18 protein-coding genes and 1 tRNA gene are annotated in these 18,233 nt (G+C 63.6%); 9 read left to right on the plus strand and 10 right to left on the minus strand.

Annotated elements, in window-relative coordinates; genetic code table 11:
• Positions 1-412 precede the first annotated feature (412 nt).
• From htpX to def, 4 genes are all read right to left on the minus strand, one after another.
• The gene (htpX, locus tag WS62_RS26045; RefSeq protein ID WP_066577075.1) at positions 413-1,270 is read right to left on the minus strand and encodes a zinc metalloprotease HtpX; all 858 of its coding nucleotides are present in this window, start codon (positions 1,268-1,270) and stop codon (positions 413-415) included.
• Positions 1,271-1,378: 108 nt separating this feature from the next.
• Entirely contained in the window at positions 1,379-2,014 is a 636-nt protein-coding gene (locus WS62_RS26050) for a LysE family translocator (RefSeq protein ID WP_066577079.1), read from the minus strand.
• Positions 2,015-2,134: 120 nt separating this feature from the next.
• Positions 2,135-3,118 carry a methionyl-tRNA formyltransferase gene (gene fmt, locus WS62_RS26055; protein ID WP_066577081.1) on the minus strand — a complete coding sequence of 328 codons (984 nt, stop codon included), beginning with the start codon at positions 3,116-3,118 and terminating at the stop codon, positions 2,135-2,137.
• Positions 3,119-3,149: 31 nt separating this feature from the next.
• The gene (gene def, locus WS62_RS26060) at positions 3,150-3,653 is read right to left on the minus strand and encodes a peptide deformylase (RefSeq protein ID WP_066577083.1); all 504 of its coding nucleotides are present in this window, start codon (positions 3,651-3,653) and stop codon (positions 3,150-3,152) included.
• 232 nt (positions 3,654-3,885) lie between these two features.
• Between def and dprA the strand changes: the two genes are divergently transcribed.
• The 3 genes from dprA (at position 3,886) to WS62_RS26075 (ending at position 8,339) form a co-directional block, all read left to right on the plus strand.
• Positions 3,886-5,073 carry a DNA-processing protein DprA gene (dprA, locus tag WS62_RS26065; RefSeq protein ID WP_066577103.1) on the plus strand — a complete coding sequence of 396 codons (1,188 nt, stop codon included), beginning with the start codon at positions 3,886-3,888 and terminating at the stop codon, positions 5,071-5,073.
• Between the two features lie 59 nt (positions 5,074-5,132).
• Complete coding sequence (locus tag WS62_RS26070; RefSeq protein WP_066577086.1) at positions 5,133-5,504, plus strand: thioredoxin family protein; 372 nt, start codon at positions 5,133-5,135, stop codon at positions 5,502-5,504.
• Positions 5,505-5,714: 210 nt separating this feature from the next.
• Positions 5,715-8,339, plus strand: a complete 2,625-nt coding sequence (locus WS62_RS26075; protein WP_066577087.1) for a DNA topoisomerase III — start codon at positions 5,715-5,717, stop codon at positions 8,337-8,339.
• A gap of 202 nt (positions 8,340-8,541) precedes the next feature.
• On the opposite strand, the gene WS62_RS26080 is transcribed toward WS62_RS26075, so the two are convergent.
• The gene (locus WS62_RS26080) at positions 8,542-9,597 is read right to left on the minus strand and encodes a LysR family transcriptional regulator (protein ID WP_066577090.1); all 1,056 of its coding nucleotides are present in this window, start codon (positions 9,595-9,597) and stop codon (positions 8,542-8,544) included.
• 438 nt (positions 9,598-10,035) lie between these two features.
• On the opposite strand from WS62_RS26080, the gene WS62_RS26085 reads away from it, so the two are divergent.
• Positions 10,036-11,052 carry a D-2-hydroxyacid dehydrogenase family protein gene (locus WS62_RS26085; protein WP_059471457.1) on the plus strand — a complete coding sequence of 339 codons (1,017 nt, stop codon included), beginning with the start codon at positions 10,036-10,038 and terminating at the stop codon, positions 11,050-11,052.
• 109 nt (positions 11,053-11,161) lie between these two features.
• Here the strand turns inward: WS62_RS26085 and WS62_RS26090 are convergent, their stop codons facing one another.
• The gene (locus WS62_RS26090; protein WP_066577093.1) at positions 11,162-12,031 is read right to left on the minus strand and encodes a patatin-like phospholipase family protein; all 870 of its coding nucleotides are present in this window, start codon (positions 12,029-12,031) and stop codon (positions 11,162-11,164) included.
• Positions 12,032-12,069: 38 nt separating this feature from the next.
• The gene (locus tag WS62_RS26095; protein ID WP_066488484.1) at positions 12,070-12,474 is read right to left on the minus strand and encodes a PaaI family thioesterase; all 405 of its coding nucleotides are present in this window, start codon (positions 12,472-12,474) and stop codon (positions 12,070-12,072) included.
• A 191-nt stretch (positions 12,475-12,665) separates the two neighbouring features.
• Here WS62_RS26095 and WS62_RS26100 point away from each other — a divergent pair.
• From WS62_RS26100 to WS62_RS35000, 5 genes are all read left to right on the plus strand, one after another.
• Positions 12,666-12,741: transfer RNA gene (locus tag WS62_RS26100), tRNA-Lys, on the plus strand.
• Positions 12,742-13,106: 365 nt separating this feature from the next.
• Positions 13,107-13,355: a hypothetical protein gene (locus tag WS62_RS26105; RefSeq protein WP_066488486.1), complete on the plus strand. Its 249-nt coding sequence runs from the start codon at positions 13,107-13,109 to the stop codon at positions 13,353-13,355.
• Positions 13,356-13,791: 436 nt separating this feature from the next.
• Positions 13,792-14,265, plus strand: a complete 474-nt coding sequence (locus tag WS62_RS26110) for a Panacea domain-containing protein (RefSeq protein ID WP_066577096.1) — start codon at positions 13,792-13,794, stop codon at positions 14,263-14,265.
• 2 nt (positions 14,266-14,267) lie between these two features.
• Positions 14,268-15,209: a hypothetical protein gene (locus tag WS62_RS26115; protein ID WP_226383412.1), complete on the plus strand. Its 942-nt coding sequence runs from the start codon at positions 14,268-14,270 to the stop codon at positions 15,207-15,209.
• A gap of 407 nt (positions 15,210-15,616) precedes the next feature.
• Complete coding sequence (locus WS62_RS35000; RefSeq protein WP_082721299.1) at positions 15,617-15,973, plus strand: hypothetical protein; 357 nt, start codon at positions 15,617-15,619, stop codon at positions 15,971-15,973.
• A gap of 578 nt (positions 15,974-16,551) precedes the next feature.
• On the opposite strand, the gene WS62_RS26120 is transcribed toward WS62_RS35000, so the two are convergent.
• The 3 genes from WS62_RS26120 to WS62_RS26130 all read right to left on the minus strand — a co-directional run bounded on the left by WS62_RS26120 (position 16,552) and on the right by WS62_RS26130 (position 18,192).
• Positions 16,552-16,824, minus strand: coding sequence for a BrnA antitoxin family protein (locus WS62_RS26120; protein ID WP_066577099.1), 273 nt, complete (start codon positions 16,822-16,824; stop codon positions 16,552-16,554).
• Positions 16,784-17,056: a BrnT family toxin gene (locus WS62_RS26125; RefSeq protein WP_066577106.1), complete on the minus strand. Its 273-nt coding sequence runs from the start codon at positions 17,054-17,056 to the stop codon at positions 16,784-16,786. Before WS62_RS26125 ends, WS62_RS26120 begins: the two co-directional genes overlap by 41 nt.
• 80 nt (positions 17,057-17,136) lie before the next feature.
• Complete coding sequence (locus WS62_RS26130; protein WP_066577101.1) at positions 17,137-18,192, minus strand: phage portal protein; 1,056 nt, start codon at positions 18,190-18,192, stop codon at positions 17,137-17,139.
• Positions 18,193-18,233: the final 41 nt, after the last annotated feature.

Raw genomic sequence — 18,233 nt, forward strand, 5'->3', positions numbered from 1 at the left:
GGGCAACAGGCAACAGGCAACAGGCGACGGGCGACGGGCGACGGGCGACGGGCAACGAGCAACGAGCAACGAGCAACGAGCAACAAGCAACAAGCAAGCTTAGTTTTTACGGTGCGGCCGCCATGCGGCAACCTGTTTCTTCGCTTTGCGCTTCGGACTCTCGATGTGCCGGCGACGACCGTGCGCGATGGGCGCGATGTGTTCGAAGCAATAACGACGCGATTCGCGGTAGCCCGCCAGCGGCTCCCCGCAGAATCCGCATACCCAAACGCCGCCGCCCCGCCGCAAACGGCGAACCCCGCAGCGCAAAGCATGCGGGATTCGGAAGTTCACCCGGCGCGCCGAAGCGCATCGGAAGCAGCTACCCTCGCGACGCCCCCTTACGAGCACGTCGTCGTTGCGACAAGATTCGTCAATCGAAGCGGCCGGTGCGCGCCATTTCCATCAGCCTCGCGATCCGTTCCTCGGTGGCCGGGTGCGTCGAGAACAGGTTCTGCAGCCCGCCGCCCGACAGCGGATTCATGATCATCATCTGCGCGGTGGCCGGATGCTGCTCCGCCGTCTGAAACGGAATGCCCGACGCGTAGCGGTGGATCTTGTCGAGCGCCGACGCGAGCGCTTGCGGATCGCCCGAAATCTGCGCACCGCCGCGGTCCGCCTCGAACTCGCGCGCACGTGAGATCGCCATCTGGATCAGCGCGCCCGCGATCGGCGCGAGCAACGCGACCGCGATGCCCGCAATCGGGTTGGCCGGACGGCCGTTCTCGTCGCGCCCGCCGAAGAACATCGCGAAGTTCGCGAGCGCCGAGATCGCGCCCGCCATCGTCGCGGAGATCGTCGAGATCAGGATGTCGCGGTGCTTCACGTGTGCGAGCTCGTGCGCCATCACGCCGCGCATCTCGCGCTCGGACAGCACACGCAGGATGCCCGTCGTCGCGGCGACGGCCGCGTGCTCGGGATTGCGGCCGGTCGCGAACGCGTTCGGCTGGTCCTCGTCGATCAGGTAGACGCGCGGCATCGGCAGGCTCGCGCGCGTCGCGAGCTCGCGCACCATCCGATAGAACTGCGGCGCCGTCGTCTCGTCGACTTCCTGCGCGTTGTACATGCGCAGAACCATCTTGTCCGAGAACCAATACGAGAAGAAATTCATACCGAGCGCGATCAGCAACGCGATCGTCATCCCGCGCGATCCGCCGATCATGCCGCCAATCACGACGAACAGGGCCGTGATTGCGGCCATCAGCATCGCCGTTTTGACCCAATTGAACATGTTTCCCACTCCTTATCCGTCTGCGGGGACCGCGCCGCTCGCTCATCGACGGCGGCGCACAATTGTAAGCGATCTGTTAGATAAGAGCGTTTCGAGAAAATTCAATTCTCAGCGCGTCGATGTCGCGAGCTTGACGCCGAGCCCGACGAACGCGCTGCCGACGCCGCGGTCGAGCCATTTCTTCACACCAGGCTTGCCGGCGAAGCGCTGCGTGACGGTTCCCGCGACCCAAGCGACGATGCACGACCACACGGTGCTCATCGCGAGGAACACCGCGCCCAGCGTCAGGAACGCGAGCACTTTGTGGCTGCTGTCCGCCGACACGAACTGCGGGAAGAACGACACGAAGAACAGCACCACCTTCGGGTTCAGCACGTTGGTCAGAAACCCTTGCATGAAAAGCTGGCGCAGCGATTTGTCCGCACCGCGCCGTGCAGTCTGCTCGGCCGCAGGCTCCTGCTTCGCGAAGACGAGACGCACGCCCAGGTAGACGAGATAGGCCGCGCCGACGATCTTGATGACCGTGAACGCGGTAGCCGACGCCGCAAGCACAGCCGTCAGGCCGAACGCGCACGCGAGTACGTGCACGAAGCAGCCGGCCGAGATGCCGAGCGCGGACATGAGGCCCGCGCCGCGGCCTTGTGCGACGCTGCGGCCGACGATGTACGCGGTGTCGGGCCCCGGCGTGATGTTCAACAGGAAAACCGCCGCGACGAACAAGCCAAGATGGGTGATGCCGAACATGCCGATCCCTCGATACTGACGTCAGAGAATTCTACGCGCGCGTCCTGCGCCGCGCGACCTGGCCGTTCGGCCGATTGCGCGGCGCGCGCGATTCCGATGAACTACAGGCAGGCGACGAAATTATGCGGAGCCGGGCAGCGCGAAGCGCTGGCCGGCCGCAAGCGGCGCGCCCGCGAGAAACTCGCGCGCAGGCAGCCGCTTGCCACCCGGCTTCTGCAACTGGATGACGCGCAGCGCGCCTTCGCCGCACGCGATCACGACGCCGTCCGGGCCCGCATCGACGATCGTGCCGGGCGCAAAGTCGCCGGGCGCCACTATCGCTTCCGCCGCCCAAAACTTGAGCGTCGTGCCGTCGAGCGTGCCCGCGCCGCCCGGGAACGGGTCAAACGCACGCACCTGCCGTGCGAGCACGGCGGCCGCCTTGCGCCAGTCGAGCGCCGCCTCGTGCTTGCCGATCTTCTCGGCATAAGTGACGCCGTCCGCCGGCTGCGGCGTCGCGGCGAGCGAGCCTTCGCGCTCGAGCTCGGCGAGCGCGTCGACGATGAGGCGCGCGCCCGCCGCCGCGAGCTTGTCGTGCAGCGTCGCCGTCGTATCGTCGGGCGCGATCGCGACGCGCGCGTCGTGCAGCATCGCGCCCGTGTCGAGGCCGGCGTCCATCTGCATCAGCGTGACGCCGGTTTCCGCATCGCCCGCCTCGATCGCGCGGTGAATCGGCGCCGCGCCGCGCCAGCGCGGCAACAGCGACGCGTGGATGTTGATGCAGCCGTGGCGCGGCAAGTCGAGCACGTCCTGCGGCAGCAGAAGGCCGTATGCGGCGACGACCATCACGTCGTGCGGCGTCGCGTGCAGCAGATCGAGCGCGGCGGCAGCCTCGGCCGGGTACTTGCCCGTGCGGCGCAGCGACGGCGGCTGCGCGACCGCGATGCCGTGCTCGAGCGCGTAGCGCTTCACGGCGCTCGCCTGCAACTTCATCCCGCGCCCCGCCGGGCGATCGGGCTGCGTCAGCACGAGCGGCACCCGAAAGCCGGCTTCATGGATCGCGGCGAGCGCCGCCGCGGCGAATTCCGGCGTGCCGGCAAAAATGACCCGCAGTGAATGTGTCATGTGTGAATGAATCGGGAGGCAGCCGCGCGCGTTACATCGCGCGTTCGAGTTTCTTCATCTTCGTCTTGATCCGACTCTGCTTGAGCGGCGACAGATACTGGACGAACACACGGCCCATCAGGTGATCCATCTCGTGCTGGATGCACACCGCGAGGAGCCCTTCGCAATCGATCTCGAACTTCTCGCCTTGCTCGTTGAGCGCGCGCACGCGCACGCGATCCGGGCGCTCGACTTCGTCGTAGACGCCGGGCACCGACAGGCAGCCTTCCTCGTAGATCTGCTTGCCGTCGCCCGTCCAGACGATCTCCGGATTGATGAAGACGCGCAACTCGTTCTTGTCCTCGGACACGTCGATCACGATCACGCGCTCATGCACGTCGACCTGCGTCGCCGCGAGGCCGATGCCGGGCGCGGCGTACATCGTCTCGGCCATGTCGGCGACGAGCTTGCGGATGCGGTCGTCGACCTTGTCGGCCGGCTTGGCCACCTTGTGCAGCCGTTTGTCGGGGTAATGAAGGATGTTCAGCAAAGCCATGATGTTCAGTGTTGAGAGACGAACGACTTACCCGCATCGGCCGTTTGGCCGACTGCCGCGACGCGCGCGCCAGCCTCAAGATGGTTTCGACGACGCGCGGAATGCGCAGCGCGCCGCAATGACCGGCCAATCGCCGCGGGCCTGCGCGCGTGGCATTCGTTCTATTTCGGATCATGAAAATTTTATCACGGCACCACGCGGCTCGCAGGCCGCGCTTCTCGAGGGCTTCGTCATGTCGCCGCTGTCGCTGACGCGCGCCGAGCTCGCCGGCTGGCTGCGGCTTGCGGGTGCGCCCGGCGTGCCGGCCGCCGCCTGGGCGGCACTCCTCGGCGCCTTCGCGTCGCCCGAGGCGCTTTTCGGAGCGTCGCATGCGGAACTGGCGGCGCTTATCGGCAACGCAGCCGCCCGCGCGGTGCTCGCGCCGTCCGCCGACGATTTCGAGCGGCGCGTCGACGAAACGCTTGCGTGGCTCGACGCACCCGGCAACGCGCTCGTGACCCGGCACGATCCCGCTTATCCGGGCACGCTCGCTGAACTCTACGATCCACCGCCGCTGCTATATATAAAAGGGCGCGTCGCGCTGCTTCATGCGCAGGCCGTCGCGATCGTCGGCAGCCGCGACGCAACCCCGCAGGGGCTCGCCGACGCGACGCGCTTCGCGCGCGAACTGTCGGACTCGGGCCTTGCGATCGTGTCCGGCCTCGCGCGCGGCATCGACGGCGCCGCACACCGCGGCGGACTCGACGGAGCAAGCAGCACCGTCGCCGTGATCGGCACCGGCGCGGACCTCGTCTACCCGGCTTGCCACCGCGCGCTCGCACACGAGATCGCCGAGCGCGGCGCGCTCGTCTCCGAATGGCCGCTCCGCACGCCAGCGCGCGCCGCCCATTTCCCGCAGCGCAACCGGCTGATCGCCGCGCTGTCCGGCGGCGTGCTGATCGTCGAGGCGGCGCCACGCTCCGGCTCGCTCATCACCGCGCGGCTCGCGAACGACATGGGACGCGACGTGTTCGCGATCCCCGGCTCGATCCACGCGCCGCGGTCGCAAGGCTGCCACGCGCTGATTCGCGACGGCGCGAAGCTCGTCGAGACCGCGGCCGACGTGCTCGACGAATTCGGCCTTGATCCCGCCCGGCCGGCGGCCGCGAGCCGCGACGCGCCCGCCGGCGCCGCGGCGGACGCCGGTCTGGACGCCGATGCACGCCGGCTGCTCGAGGCGATCGGCTACGGCCCGGTGCCGCTCGATCTGCTCGCACAGCGCACTTGGCTCGCGAGCGACGCGCTGCATCAGTTGCTGCTGCATCTGGAACTGGCCGGGCGCATCACGGCGCTGCCGGGCGGCCGGTACACCCGCATCGACGGCGCGCAGGAGCCCGCTCAAGCGCGCAGGACGGGCGCCGTGCTACATTCCGACGAATAGGCGTCCGCTTGGGCCTTTGCCCGCGCCGCCGCCACGTTACGATGCAAGGAAAACCGCCAATGCCCGCGCTGAACCTCGACACCGACGAAGATCGGATCGCCGAGCGCCTCCGGAATCCCGATACGCTGCTCGTCGCCTGCCTGTGCGCCGAGTGGTGCGGCACCTGCCGCGAATACCGCGTTGCGTTCGACCGGCTCGCCGACGCGCATCCCGACGCCTGTTTCGCGTGGATCGACATCGAAACGCACGCAGATCGGCTCGACGACCTCGACGTCGAAAATTTTCCGACGCTCTTGATCGAGGACGCGAACGCGGTCCGTTTCTTCGGCACCGTGCTGCCGCACGCAACAATCGTCGAACGAATGCTGTCCGACCTGACCGCGCTGCCGGGCGCGCCGCATGCACCGAAATTGCGCAATTTGTTCGACTAAAACCATCCGCCCCCGAAATATCGGCTGAGGAATGCAACTTTATCGCTCGTTTACGCGAGAGGGCGCGCGACGGGCTTGCCGCCGCCCTTGCCCCCACTTATGATGACCCGCTTTTTGCTCACGCCAGCCGCCGATTCGGCGCCGTGTGCTATAAAGCCGTCGTAAAAGGGCCCGCAGTCGGGCTCGCCCGGTCTACCAATACACACTGTCATGTCGAAAGCACTCATCATTGCGGAAAAGCCTTCTGTCGCGAACGACATCGCGCGCGCTTTGGGCGGCTTTACCAAGCATGACGAATACTATGAAAGCGACGAATACGTCCTGTCGTCGGCGGTTGGCCATCTGCTCGAAATCGGCGCGCCCGAGGAATACGAGGTCAAGCGCGGCAAATGGAGCTTTGCGCACCTGCCCGTCATCCCGCCCCATTTCGATTTGAATCCGATCGCGAAGAGCGAGTCGCGCCTCAAGGTGCTGACGAAGCTGATCAAGCGCAAGGACGTCGACCACCTGATTAACGCATGCGACGCGGGGCGCGAGGGCGAGTTGATCTTCCGCCTGATCGCGCAGCACGCGAAGGCGAAGCAGCCCGTCCAGCGCCTGTGGCTGCAGTCGATGACGCCCGCCGCGATTCGCGACGGCTTCGCGCACCTGCGCACCGACTCGGACATGCAGCCGCTCGCCGATGCCGCCCGCTGCCGCTCGGAAGCCGACTGGCTCGTCGGCATCAACGGCACGCGCGCGATGACCGCGTTCAACAGCAAGGGCGGCGGCTTCTTCCTCACGACGGTCGGCCGCGTTCAGACGCCGACGCTGTCGATCGTCGTCGAGCGTGAGGAAAAGATCCGCCGCTTCGTGCCGCGCGATTACTGGGAAGTGCGTGCAGAATTCGTCTGCGCAGGCGGCTTCTACGAAGGCCGCTGGTTCGATCCGAAGTTCAAGAAAGACGAATTCGATCCCGAGAAGCGCGACTCGCGCCTCTGGAGCCTGCCCGCCGCGGAGACGATCGTCGCCGCGTGCCGCGACCAGATCGGCACCGTCACCGAGGAATCGAAGCCGTCGACGCAGCTCTCGCCGCTCCTCTTCGATCTGACGAGCCTGCAACGCGAGGCGAACGGCCGCTTCGGCTTCTCGGCAAAGAACACGCTCGGCCTCGCCCAGGCGCTGTACGAAAAGCACAAGGTGCTCACCTATCCGCGTACCGACGCGCGCGCGCTGCCGGAGGACTACCTCGACACGGTGAAGTCGACGCTCGAGATGCTGAAGGAGAGCAACAACTACCTGCCGCACGCGAAGCAGGTGCTCGACAAGAACTGGGTGAAGCCGAACAAGCGGATCTTCGACAACTCGAAGATCAGCGACCACTTCGCGATCATCCCGACGCTGCAGGCGCCGAAGTCGCTGTCGGAGCCGGAGCAGAAGCTCTACGACCTCGTCGTCAAGCGCTTCCTCGCAGTGTTCTTCCCCGCCGCCGAATACAAGGTGACGACCCGGATCACCGAAGTAGCCGGCCACCGCTTCAAGACGGAAGGCAAGGTGCTCGTCGAGCCGGGCTGGCTGCAGGTGTACGGCCGCGACGCCGAGGGCGCCGACGCCAATCTCGTGCCGGTGCAGAAGGAAGAGAAGGTCAAGACCGACAAGATCGCCGCGCACGGCCTCACGACGAAGCCGCCCGCGCGCTACTCGGAAGCGACGCTGCTGTCGGCGATGGAAGGCGCGGGCAAGCTCGTCGAGGACGACGAGTTGCGCGAAGCGATGGCCGCGAAGGGCCTCGGCACGCCGGCGACGCGCGCGGCGATCATCGAAGGCCTGCTCGGCGAGAAGTACCTCGTGCGCGAGGGCCGCGAGCTGATTCCGACCGCGAAGGCGTTCCAGCTAATGACCCTGCTGCGCGGCCTCGACGTGAAGGAGCTGACCGCGCCCGAGCTGACGGGCGAGTGGGAGCACAAGCTTGCGCAGATGGAGCGCGGCAACCTGCAGCGCGACGCGTTCATGCAGGAAATCGCGCGGATGACGCAGACGATCGTCAAGCGCGCGAAAGAGTACGATTCCGACACGATCCCGGGCGACTACGCGACGCTCCAGACGCCGTGCCCGAATTGCGGCGGCCAGGTGAAGGAGAACTACCGCCGCTTCGCCTGCACGAAATGCGACTTCTCGATTTCGAAGATTCCGGGTAGCCGGCAGTTCGAGATCCCCGAAGTCGAGGAACTGCTGCAGAAGAAGGAGATCGGACCGCTGTCGGGCTTCCGCAGCAAGATGGGCCGGCCGTTCTCCGCGATCCTCAAGCTCACGTTCGACGACGAGACGAAGAACTACAAGCTCGAGTTCGACTTCGGCCAGGAGCAGGGTGGCGAAGAAGGCGAAGCGCCGGATTTCTCCGCGCAGGAGCCGGTCGGCGCGTGCCCGAAGTGCAAGGGCCGCGTGTTCGAGCACGGGATGAGCTACGTCTGCGAGCATTCGGTCGCGAACCCAAAGACCTGCGACTTCCGCTCCGGCAAGGTGATCCTCCAGCAGGAGATCACCCGCGAGCAGATGGCGAAGCTCCTCGAGAACGGCCGCACTGATCTGCTGCCGAACTTCAAGTCGTCGCGCACTGGACGCAACTTCAAGGCGTATCTCGTCAAGCAGGCTGACGGCAAGATCGGCTTCGAGTTCGAGAAGAAGGAGCCGCGACCCGCCGCGGCGAAGAAGGCCGCATCCAAGTCGATGGCCACGTCCGGCGACGCGGCGGCGCACGACGCCGAAAAGACCGAGAAGAAGGCCGCGCCCGCTCGAAAGACGGCCGCTCGAAAGACGGCCGCGCGCAAGACGCCGCCCCGCAAGACGGGTTCGTGATCCGCGTCGAGCCGGCGCGCAGTTGCAGCCGGCCGGCGCGGCGCCGTGCGGCGTCTCGCGCTGCCGACCGGCGCGAACGCTGCGATGCTTCGATCCAAACAAAAGCGCGGGCTCATCGAGAGCCCGCGCTTTTGCTTTTAGCGGTGGAGAATCCGGCGCGCGGTGACATACTTGCCGGACAAGGAGCGCGCGATGTCGTGCGTTACAGCGGCGACGGCACGACGGTGCGGGCGCGCGGCGCGCGCGGCAGACGCGGCGACAGCGCCGAATCCGCGCTCGTGCGCTCAGCGAGCGCGTCGGCCGGCAAGGCATCGATGGGCTGCCCCAGGCTGCCCTGCGTCGCCCATTGCTCGCCGAGCATCGTGTCGGGCGATTGGCTGAAGTGCTCGACGAGATGGTCGATGAACGTGCGCACCTTCGCCGGCAGGTGACGGCGGCTCGGATACGCGATGTTGATCTCGACCTGCGGCAGCCGGTACTCGCTCAGCAGGCGCACGAGCTTGCCGCGCGCGATGTCGCTGCCGATCAGATAGCTCGGCAGGATCGCGACGCCCATGCCGAGCATCGCGAACTGGCGCAGCATTTCGGTGTTGTTCGCGACGACGATATTCGACGGCCGCACACGCACCTCGCCGTCCGGGCCGGTGAACACGCGCTCGTCGCCCCAGTATTCGGACGGCAGGCTCAGGCACGGATGCTCGACGAGGTGCTCGGGATGCGTCGGCATGCCGTGCTTTTCCAGATAGCTCGGCGTTGCGCAGACCACCATGCAGCCCGTCGTCAGCCGGCGCGTGACGATGCTCGCGCTGCGCATCTGCCGGGTGATCACGATGCCGACATCGAATCCTTCCTCGACGAGATCGACCTGCCGATCAACGAGGGTCAGATCTGGAATGACCTTCGGAAAGCGCTGCGTGTACGTCTGCAGCACCGGCGCGAGATTGTGCAGGCCGAACACGACGGGCGCGACGATCCGCAGCGTGCCCACCGGCTCGTGGTTGCGCGCGACGACCATCTGCTCGACGTCTTCGAGCTCGTCGAGAATCTGGCGGGCCCGCTCCAGATAGACTTGGCCGGATTCGGTCAGCGAGAGACTACGGGTGGTGCGATTCAGAAGGCGGGTACCGAGCCGGCCTTCGAGGTCGGCGACGTGGCGCGTCGCGACCGCGTTCGAGATGTCCATCGCCCCCGCGGCCCGGGCGAAACTGCCGAGATCCGCGACCTTGACGAACACTCGCATCGACTGCAAATGATCCATACTCCACTCCTACCGCTGTTACCGCTTCAAAAATATGAAGCAAATGAGTAATTTTCCTACGACAGCGAAAAAGATGCAGAGTTGCTCAACTTCCCGCGAACTCTCGACAAAAAACTTCGAACTTGCTCAGCCTGTCTAGCCGGATAGCCCAACTGTTCTGAAATAAGAAATAATTGAGCGATCTCCCTCTGCAAATTGCCCAATTGAGAAACGGCGGATTCGTCGCCCGGCCGGCATCAAGCGGGGCCTGAACAGCGCGATCTCCGCTAGCGCATGGACGCTTGCGGCGCCGCGTAACAAGCTGTTAAAAAGAGATACACCTGTTGCCCCGCCGTCATAGCATCATTACGCCCCCCAAACCGGGCCGGACCGGCGCGCGACGACGCGCGACGGCCACCACTTCACATCGCTCATCCCGCGCGAATCCCGAAACACGCCATGAAAATTGCCATCCTCGACGACTACCAGGACGCCGTCCGCAAGCTCAATTGCTTCGAGATGCTCGCCGACCATGAAGTGAAGATCTTCAACAACACGGTGCGCGGCCTAGGACAGCTCGCGAGCCGCCTGGCGGAAGTCGAAGCGCTCGTGCTGATTCGCGAGCGCACCCACATCACGTCGCAACTGCTCGGCAAGCTCCCGCATCTGCGCATGATCAGCCAGACGGGCCGCGTGTCGACCCACATCGACCTCGACGCGTGCACGGAACGCGGCATCGCCGTGCTCGAGGGCACGGGCTCGCCGATCGCACCCGCCGAACTGACCTGGGCGCTCATCATGGCCGCGCAGCGGCGCATCCCGCAGTACGTCGCGAATCTGAAGCAGGGCGCGTGGCAGCAGTCCGGCCTCAAGACGTCGGCGATGCCGCCGAACTTCGGGCTCGGCCAGGTGCTGCGCGGACAGACGCTCGGGATCTGGGGCTACGGCAAGATCGGCCGGCTCGTCGCCGGCTACGGCAAGGCGTTCGGGATGAACGTGCTGATCTGGGGCCGCGAGCATTCGCTCGAAGCGGCGCGCGCCGACGGCTTCGCGACCGCCGAAAGCCGCGAAACGTTCTTCGAGCAGGCCGACGTGCTATCGCTGCACCTGCGCCTGCACGACGACACGCGCGGCATCGTCAAGCTCGACGACCTGCTGCGGATGAAGCCGACGTCGCTCTTCGTCAATACGAGCCGCGCGGAGCTGCTCGACGAAAGCGCGCTCGTCTCCGCGCTCGCGCGCAACCGGCCGGGGATGGTCGCGATCGATGTCTACGAGAGCGAGCCGATCCTGCAGGGCTACAGCCTGCTGCGGATGGAAAACGTGATCTGCACGCCGCATATCGGCTACGTCGAGCGCGAGAGCTATGAGCTCTACTTCGGCGCCGCATTCAAGAACATCCTCGCGTTCGACGCGGGCGACCAATCGAGCGTCGCGAATCCGGAAGCGCTCAATCAGGGACGAATTCGTCGCTGAGCGCCGGCACGTGGAAGCCTGGCGCACGGCGCGCGGCCATCGCGCGCGCCAGCTGCCGCATGCCGATGATCTGACGGCTGCCACACCGTATTCGCCGCACCTTTCCGCTTCAGCGCACCGCGCCGAATTCGCCGACGAGATGCGGTGCGGTGGTAAGGAAGCGCTCACCATCGCGCCGGCCGAGATCGTACGCATGCTGCATCTGGTGCGGGCTCGTATAGTCCCAGCTCGAGATCGGCACCTTGCTCGACGGCTGCACGTAGAGCCGCCGCTGGCCGCCGTGGTCGACGACGAACGTCTGCGGACGCGGATAAAGCCGCGTCACCATCACGAGCACGAGCCCCGGCGACGCGTCGAGCGCGCCGACCGGCACGTTGTCGACCATCCCGCCGTCGAGCACCGGCCGGCCGTTGCGGCGCAGGACGGGTGTAAGCGGTTGCGTGCACGACGACTGGAGGACGAGATCGGCAAGCTCGTCGACGCGCACGCAATCCTGCGCGCGGACGAACTCCGGACGAAAGCCGAGCGAGCGACCGAGCGTCGGATGGAGCGTCTTGCGCACGTATTTCTCGATGTTGTACGCGACGAGCCCCGCCGCGACCGCGCTGCGCGCGCCGAGCCAGCGCGGCACGTGCGACACGCCGATACGGATCTCGGGTGCGCCGGAGAGCTTCGCGAACGGCTCGCCGTAGATGTCGAGGAGCGCCTGCCGGTAGATCCGGTAATGCGGGAAGACCGGCTCGGCGCGCAGCAGATTGCCCCAGTAGACGTTTTTCCGGTTGTGCTTGAGCGTCTCTTCGTAATAGCGCATCACCCAGCGCGAATCGCGCGTGTAGAGCATGCATGCGGTCGCCGCGCCCGCCGAGATGCCAGCGATCACGCGCGGCCGCACGTCGAGCGCGGACCGCACGACGTCCCAGAATCCCGCCTGCCACCAGCATCGGTTGCCGCCGCCCGCGAATACGACCTGATCGAACATCGGATGCGCCCCTCGCCTCTATTTGCCGCCGCCGGCGCTCAGGAGACGAGCGCGTAGGTCGACGTCGCGTGGACGGCCATCTTGCCATCCTCATCGAACAGCTCGATTTCGCCGAACACGAGATTGCGGCCCATCCTCAGCACGCGGGCGGTGACGAGCACGTCGCCCTTGCGGACCGGGCGCATGAAGTGGGTGTTGAGCGCGACGGTCGTCATCGGCCGGAATTCGCCGAGCGCGGCGGAGATCGCGACGACCATCGCGGTGTCGGCGGCCGCCATGAACACCTGACCGCAGATCACGCCGCCCGAATGGCGAAGCTCACCGGAGAACGGCAGCCGGAGGGTGACGCCCTCCTCCGAAACCGCTACGGGAGTCAGGGAAAGAGAACGGACCCACGGAGCAAGGAGCCGATCCAGCAAATCACGGACAGAGTTTTCGTCCATCGTCGTACGCCCAGAAAGAGCCGCGCGCCCGCCGCGCGACAGGGTTTGGGCGACATCATACCGGGAGCGCGCAAGAAGCGACGGATCGTGCGAGTTCGGAGCGGCAGCGCAGGCCTGGCGAGAATATTCCAAGAAAAATGCAAAAAGGGCTAGACAAGGCCCGAAATGCCATGCATAATTTTCTTTCTGTTGGGGCGTTAGCTCAGTTGGTAGAGCAGCGGACTCTTAATCCGTAGGTCGAGTGTTCGAGTCACTCACGCCCCACCAAGGAATTCAAGGGCTTAGCAGCGATGCTAAGCCCTTTTTCGTTTCTGCCTCCCTGCCAATATTAGACGGTGTCTAATATTGCGCAGTCACGAGCGACGAGCCAGCACCGACGATAACGGGTGCGCTATCATCATCCACGTCTGAGACAGCAGACAACCGGATTGGAGTCCGGAAAATGAGTTAAGCAGGCGACCGCCGAAAGGCGGCGTCTGTCTGTGTCATGTGCCGACTATGGTCGGGCCTTGATAGGGGAGCTTTCGGGCTCACCGGTCTTAACTCGCCGGTACTCCAACCTTGTCTTGTGCCCGGCCGCCCCACTTCGCGTTGGGCGCGCGGGTATTAATTGGTCCGCACGTGGAGCCCACATGACATTTCATACCGACGATTACTGGGATTCCTCACTCTCCCCCTACGAACAGGCGGTGTTTAGAGTGGACCGCCTGACCGCGCTCGCAATGCTATTGACATCTGAGGGCGTAGGACATTGCGTGACCCAACTCGATAGCGTGGTTGTCTCTTCCCTCTTTGAAATATTCGAATTTGGCCTGAGAGAAGTTCAAGCGACGTTGAACCAGATAGACGATCGCGCATTAAGCGACGCCCCCGATGTATAGGCGACCCATATGCAGCCCAATGAGCCATCGCATTCGTCCACTGCCTTCGGAGTTCTCTCTACGAGCCAGCCCCCTTTTAAAATCAATGATTTGCGCGATTCACAATCCTCAAAGCCAAGGCTAACCAGGGCCAATCAAGGCCGTCCAAGCTCGCCCCAACTGTAATTTCACTGTATTACTGCCCAGCGTCTCGTCCACGCAAAGCCGTGGGATGTGTACCCTTCGCCAAGCCACGAAGTGTTGGTGGCAGTTGCCGGCGCCCTTCTCTCGCCCGTGCGGGGCGTTACACTGTGGCGCAACGCCCAACAAAAAATTAACTGGGTATACGTACAGTATTTAGGCTAGACTAGTACTAGAGAAAAATTTCCGAGTAGAATTCGGCAGTTTCGCTGTGAGCAGTGCTCGGCGAAAATTTACGATCCTTCAGGAGAGGGCTATGACGATATCAGCGCTCCAACTCGCAGCAGAGTTGATCCGCCGGTCCGACGCCCAAAACCGGCCCCAATTTACGACGAACCTCGCAATCCAGAAGCTCGCTTACTTCTGTCACGGCTGGCACCTCGCGCTGTCCGGGGAGGCCCTCGTAAACGAACAGTTCGAAGCATGGCGATTCGGCCCTGTTCTGCCGGGGCTGTATCACACGCTGAAGGTGTTTTCGTCAAATCCGATACCTGTTAGTCACCCCCTCGTCGTCAGCCAGCCGTCCCTTCCTGCTGGAAGTTGGAGCGGCCAGTTAATTGATCACGTCCTAAGCGTCCATAGTGGCCTGACCGCTGCCCAACTCGTTGCGATTTCGCATGATAGTGATGGGCCGTGGCAGAAGGTCTGGAGCCAAGGACCGAGTTCGTGGATCACTAACGAATCGATTGCAACCTACTTCCGCAAACTCGCAAATAAGCCAGCCCATTAAAATTGGCGACCCGAAAGACCACCGGCACGCGGGAACGCAAAAAAGTAGTACGGGAGCCCGATCTCTCCTCAATCAAAGTTCCCGCTCAGGAAAACAAAGCGCTCCCCAAGCTTCAGACCGACTACCCCAAAGGGGTAGCGTATGAGGAGCGCGTTGTCGCATTCATTGACATCCTTGGCTTCAAGGAGTGGATCGTGAAGTCCGCACGACAAGCGGAACTTCTCCACCGTATCCATGCAGCATTGGACATTCGTATCGACGGGTTTGCGCAGGCCTTTGCGCCTCTAGTCGATCTCAAATTGACACCCGCCGAGTTCGATGATCGGTTTCACTCGTTCTCGGACTTTATCGTCATGTCGGTCCGACGTGACATTTGCGAGATTGGTTTGCTAGTGTTCGCCGTGTTTAAGGTGTGCCGCACGCTCCTCGCATATGGATTCGCCAGCCGAGGGGGAATAGCAATGGGTGACCTCTATCACCGTCACAATGATCCAGAGAACCCAACGGCACCTCCAATGGTGTTTGGTCCCGCATTCGTCGATGCATACACGTTCGAGTCGACCCACGCTGATGGACCTCGAGTAATCTTGCAAAACAAGGTTTGGCAGCATATCGACCGAAAATGTGACGAACGACCGTCGTCGAAGCTGTCACAATTCCTGCGCACACACGTGCACCGCGCGGAAGACGGGCCGGCGTACATCAACATCTTTGCCGACCTTGGAACCAATGCCTTTTACGAGTTCAGCTCGAATATGGATACCGAACTTCAGGCTATCCACAAACATATTTGCGCGGCTCTGGATGAATCGTCGGACCGCCCTCACCAGTTCAAGAAAAATGCCCAGCTCGCGCGCGAATTCAATGCGGCGTTGGAAAGCGCAGGCCTAACGCGACACATGATTCCGCGAACCAAGCTCCCCAAGAAGGCCGTGACGCAGTGAGTCGCCCGGCGAGCCTTGCCAATGCTCATCGACCGCCAAGTTTCAGACCTACTACATCCTGCTGCGCACATCGCTTCTGCAAGAATCGGTGTTTGCGCCCCTTTGCCTTCCTAGGGAGACGCTGATTATTTACTTACATGCGCCGCAAACCCTTGTCGGAGCGTGGCCCATCACGTGGAATCAGCATTTAATTAGCGTTTCCCTAATGGCATGTTACAGCCCTCTCTGCCCACCTCCATGGGTAAACCACGAAGAAGGTATTGGCATTCCAAATTGAAAACCCTTATTGCATCACCTAGTATGGTCTTTGCTGGCTTAAAGCTGCGCAAGAAAATGCTTTGCGTAGTGAGATCGCACTAAAGAGCCGGCATGGGGAACATTTTTCCGATGTGACGGGGGATATCACGATGTCAACGCACTTCTTTACAGATAAGGCAAAAAGTCTTCTCAGCGCCTTTAACGCAAGAATCGGACAAACGGAACAAGAAGGGAAAATCACGACATGGCTGAAGATCACGCACGACGATACGACGTACTACACACACAAATCCACCGAATGGCGAGATAAAGCTTTTTTCCTGCCCAAGATTGAATCAGACAAACTGACTTTCAATATAATAAAACCGAACAACGAAGATGTTACCACCACAGTTTACGGCTATTATCATGGTCACCTCATCGAAACCTTTCTAAATCACTTCGATGGTGTATTTTCGAGTGCCGACGCAAGTGCAAGGCCTCAGTCCGGAGATGTCGTCAGTTAACGATACGACTGCGGAAGGCAATCCTCGCGCTAATACGCAACAGCGTGCATCAAAACGCACGACTCTGCCACCATGCAAAGTCGCCGGAAGTCCACGCCAGTGGACGCTCACGCAGCACGGGACTGATGCATGAAAAGTGTCCCATCAAGAAAGCCCGCAGGCGAGGAGGGGACTGCGCAAAAGCCGCCGCAGTGACCGCCGGTGCGCAGGCGGGCCGGACCCTCAAATACCCCGTCCGGCCGCGTCACGGCCTCGTGGAGCCGCTCGCGGCGCGCGGCCGGAACGCGGCCACCCTGCCAGCGCCAAGCCGCTGTAGGCCCTCTAATCGCGCCGTCGGAATCGCCCCATACCGCTTTCGCAGCCTCGCGGCAACAGCAATCGGGACGATGGGACGCTAGATGGGACGACGGGACGCTAGGTGGGACAACGGGACGCTAGTCGGGACACAGATGGGACAGCGACAGGACACGCCGCGCGCCGTCCCACCGAGTCGCTCTGCGGTTCGCGTTCCCCAGACGCAAAAAAGGGCCGCGCCCGGTTGCCCGGTGCGCGGCCCTGCCTTTGGCCGATGCGATTCGTTACGCTGGTTTGTGCGTCTTGAGCCACTCCTTCAACACGGCATTTACCCGCGTTTGCCAGCCTCGGCCCGTCGCTTTGAACGCGTCGAGCACGTCGTCGTCGAGCCGGATCGTCGTCGCGGTTTTGTGACTGCCGAGCGGCCGGCCCGGCCCGCGGCGGACCAAGCGGTCGCCGACGTACTCGTCCGCCCGTTCAAAAAATTCGTCGGTCAGCTCCGGCGCGTCGTCCGGATCAACCCAATTGGTGTGCGTAGCTCGCTTGCTCACGGTCATTTGCTTTCCTCATGCTGATAATGCGGCGAGCCTCGCCGCGAGGCGTCCAAACCATCACGATCATGCGGCCGTCCAGCGTGCCGACCGTGATGTAACGCGATTCCACGTAATCCTCCCGCGTATCCTCCAATGTGAAGTGGTGCCCGGCGAACACCTCCACGGCACGCGCGAAATCCAGCCCCCGCTCGGTCAGTGTCTTGTCGCGTTTGTTGGGATTGTATTCAAGTTCCATAGGCATTATTGTATGTACAAGAATGCTTCGATGCAATGAATATTTGTACATACTTTTATCGACGTGAGTCGGGCCGGCCTCTACGCCGCGACCGGCGCCGGCGGAATCTCGTAATCGTCGAACGTCACGACCTCCTCGCCCAGCCAGTCGTTCAGCTCGGCGAAGCGAGCCTGCAGCGGCTTGATCTCGTTGCGCCCGAACACGCGCGCGGCGGTGTCCGGCGTGCCGAACCCGCCCGAATTGCTCGGCACGATGCCGAGCAGTTGCGGCGGCACGCGATGCGCGGCGAGCAAGTCGTCGCGCGTCACGTTCTTGATGTTGAAGAACTCGTCCTTCGCGGCGACCTCGGACACGGGGATGAGCTGGATGCCGTCCTTCTTCCCGCCCGGCGCGTACATGAACACGTTGCGGAAATTGCCCGGCCCCTTCGCGTTCTTCAGCGCGTCGCGCATGTTGTCCACGTCGTCCTGCTTCTGCGCGGCGTCGGTCATGTACAGGATGAAGCCGGCGTGGCTGCCGTTCTCGTAGTACTTGCGCCGGAACAGCGTCGACGATTCGTTCAGCCAGGCCGAGTGCAGCGAGCTCAGGTACTCCGGCAAGCCGTAGACCTCCTGGTTGATGTCCGGCCGCACGAGCTGGAACACGCTGCCGGGCTCGAACTCGTGCCGGTCCTGCCAGCCGTTCACATACACGAAGCCGCTGAAATCCGCCTTGCGCCGCATGTACTTCGCGAGCGCGGGCTCGAGCCGCAGCGTGCCGCCGACCATGTTGCGGCGGCGTTCCAGATAGCCGTTGCCGAACGTCAGGAAATCGAGCGCCCAGCGCTCGAACGCCTGCCGCGACAGCCAGCGATGCGGGCGGAACGTCGACGCCAGCACGTTCGCCTTGAAGTACAGCGCCGAGCTATGGTGCGTGCTCGCGCGAAACGATTTCGCCAGGCCGGCGAAGCTGACCGGCGGCTCGAACCATTCGCCGTTCGACCAACACTCGACGTAATCGAGAATCTCGGCCCGGTTCATGACGGGCGTGGGATCGTCGAACGTGAAGACCTCGGCGCGCGCCGGCGCGGCGCTGCCGGCGCTCGAATTGGGCGCGGCCGCGAACGTGCGCGGCGCGCGCGATCGGCGCTTGCTCATGAGTAAAACTCCGTGAAAGAAGAAGAATGAATGCCGCCGCC

It is taken from the genome of Burkholderia sp. ABCPW 14 (assembly GCF_001523835.1).
Lineage (GTDB): Bacteria > Pseudomonadota > Gammaproteobacteria > Burkholderiales > Burkholderiaceae > Burkholderia > Burkholderia mayonis.

Excerpts from the sequence above, each read along its gene's own strand:
- WS62_RS35000 (WP_082721299.1), top strand. The coding sequence starts at position 15,617 with ATGTCAACGCACTTCTTTACAGATAAGGCAAAAAGTCTTCTCAGCGCC.
- def (WP_066577083.1), bottom strand. The coding sequence starts at position 3,653 with ATGGCTTTGCTGAACATCCTTCATTACCCCGACAAACGGCTGCACAAG.
- WS62_RS26110 (WP_066577096.1), top strand. The coding sequence starts at position 13,792 with ATGACGATATCAGCGCTCCAACTCGCAGCAGAGTTGATCCGCCGGTCC.
- WS62_RS26090 (WP_066577093.1), bottom strand. The coding sequence starts at position 12,031 with ATGTTCGATCAGGTCGTATTCGCGGGCGGCGGCAACCGATGCTGGTGG.
- WS62_RS26105 (WP_066488486.1), top strand. The coding sequence starts at position 13,107 with ATGACATTTCATACCGACGATTACTGGGATTCCTCACTCTCCCCCTAC.
- WS62_RS26120 (WP_066577099.1), bottom strand. The coding sequence starts at position 16,824 with ATGACCGTGAGCAAGCGAGCTACGCACACCAATTGGGTTGATCCGGAC.
- WS62_RS26050 (WP_066577079.1), bottom strand. The coding sequence starts at position 2,014 with ATGTTCGGCATCACCCATCTTGGCTTGTTCGTCGCGGCGGTTTTCCTG.
- dprA (WP_066577103.1), top strand. The coding sequence starts at position 3,886 with ATGTCGCCGCTGTCGCTGACGCGCGCCGAGCTCGCCGGCTGGCTGCGG.
- WS62_RS26125 (WP_066577106.1), bottom strand. The coding sequence starts at position 17,056 with ATGGAACTTGAATACAATCCCAACAAACGCGACAAGACACTGACCGAG.
- fmt (WP_066577081.1), bottom strand. The coding sequence starts at position 3,118 with ATGACACATTCACTGCGGGTCATTTTTGCCGGCACGCCGGAATTCGCC.
- WS62_RS26085 (WP_059471457.1), top strand. The coding sequence starts at position 10,036 with ATGAAAATTGCCATCCTCGACGACTACCAGGACGCCGTCCGCAAGCTC.
- WS62_RS26075 (WP_066577087.1), top strand. The coding sequence starts at position 5,715 with ATGTCGAAAGCACTCATCATTGCGGAAAAGCCTTCTGTCGCGAACGAC.
- htpX (WP_066577075.1), bottom strand. The coding sequence starts at position 1,270 with ATGTTCAATTGGGTCAAAACGGCGATGCTGATGGCCGCAATCACGGCC.
- WS62_RS26070 (WP_066577086.1), top strand. The coding sequence starts at position 5,133 with ATGCCCGCGCTGAACCTCGACACCGACGAAGATCGGATCGCCGAGCGC.
- WS62_RS26130 (WP_066577101.1), bottom strand. The coding sequence starts at position 18,192 with ATGAGCAAGCGCCGATCGCGCGCGCCGCGCACGTTCGCGGCCGCGCCC.
- WS62_RS26095 (WP_066488484.1), bottom strand. The coding sequence starts at position 12,474 with ATGGACGAAAACTCTGTCCGTGATTTGCTGGATCGGCTCCTTGCTCCG.
- WS62_RS26080 (WP_066577090.1), bottom strand. The coding sequence starts at position 9,597 with ATGGATCATTTGCAGTCGATGCGAGTGTTCGTCAAGGTCGCGGATCTC.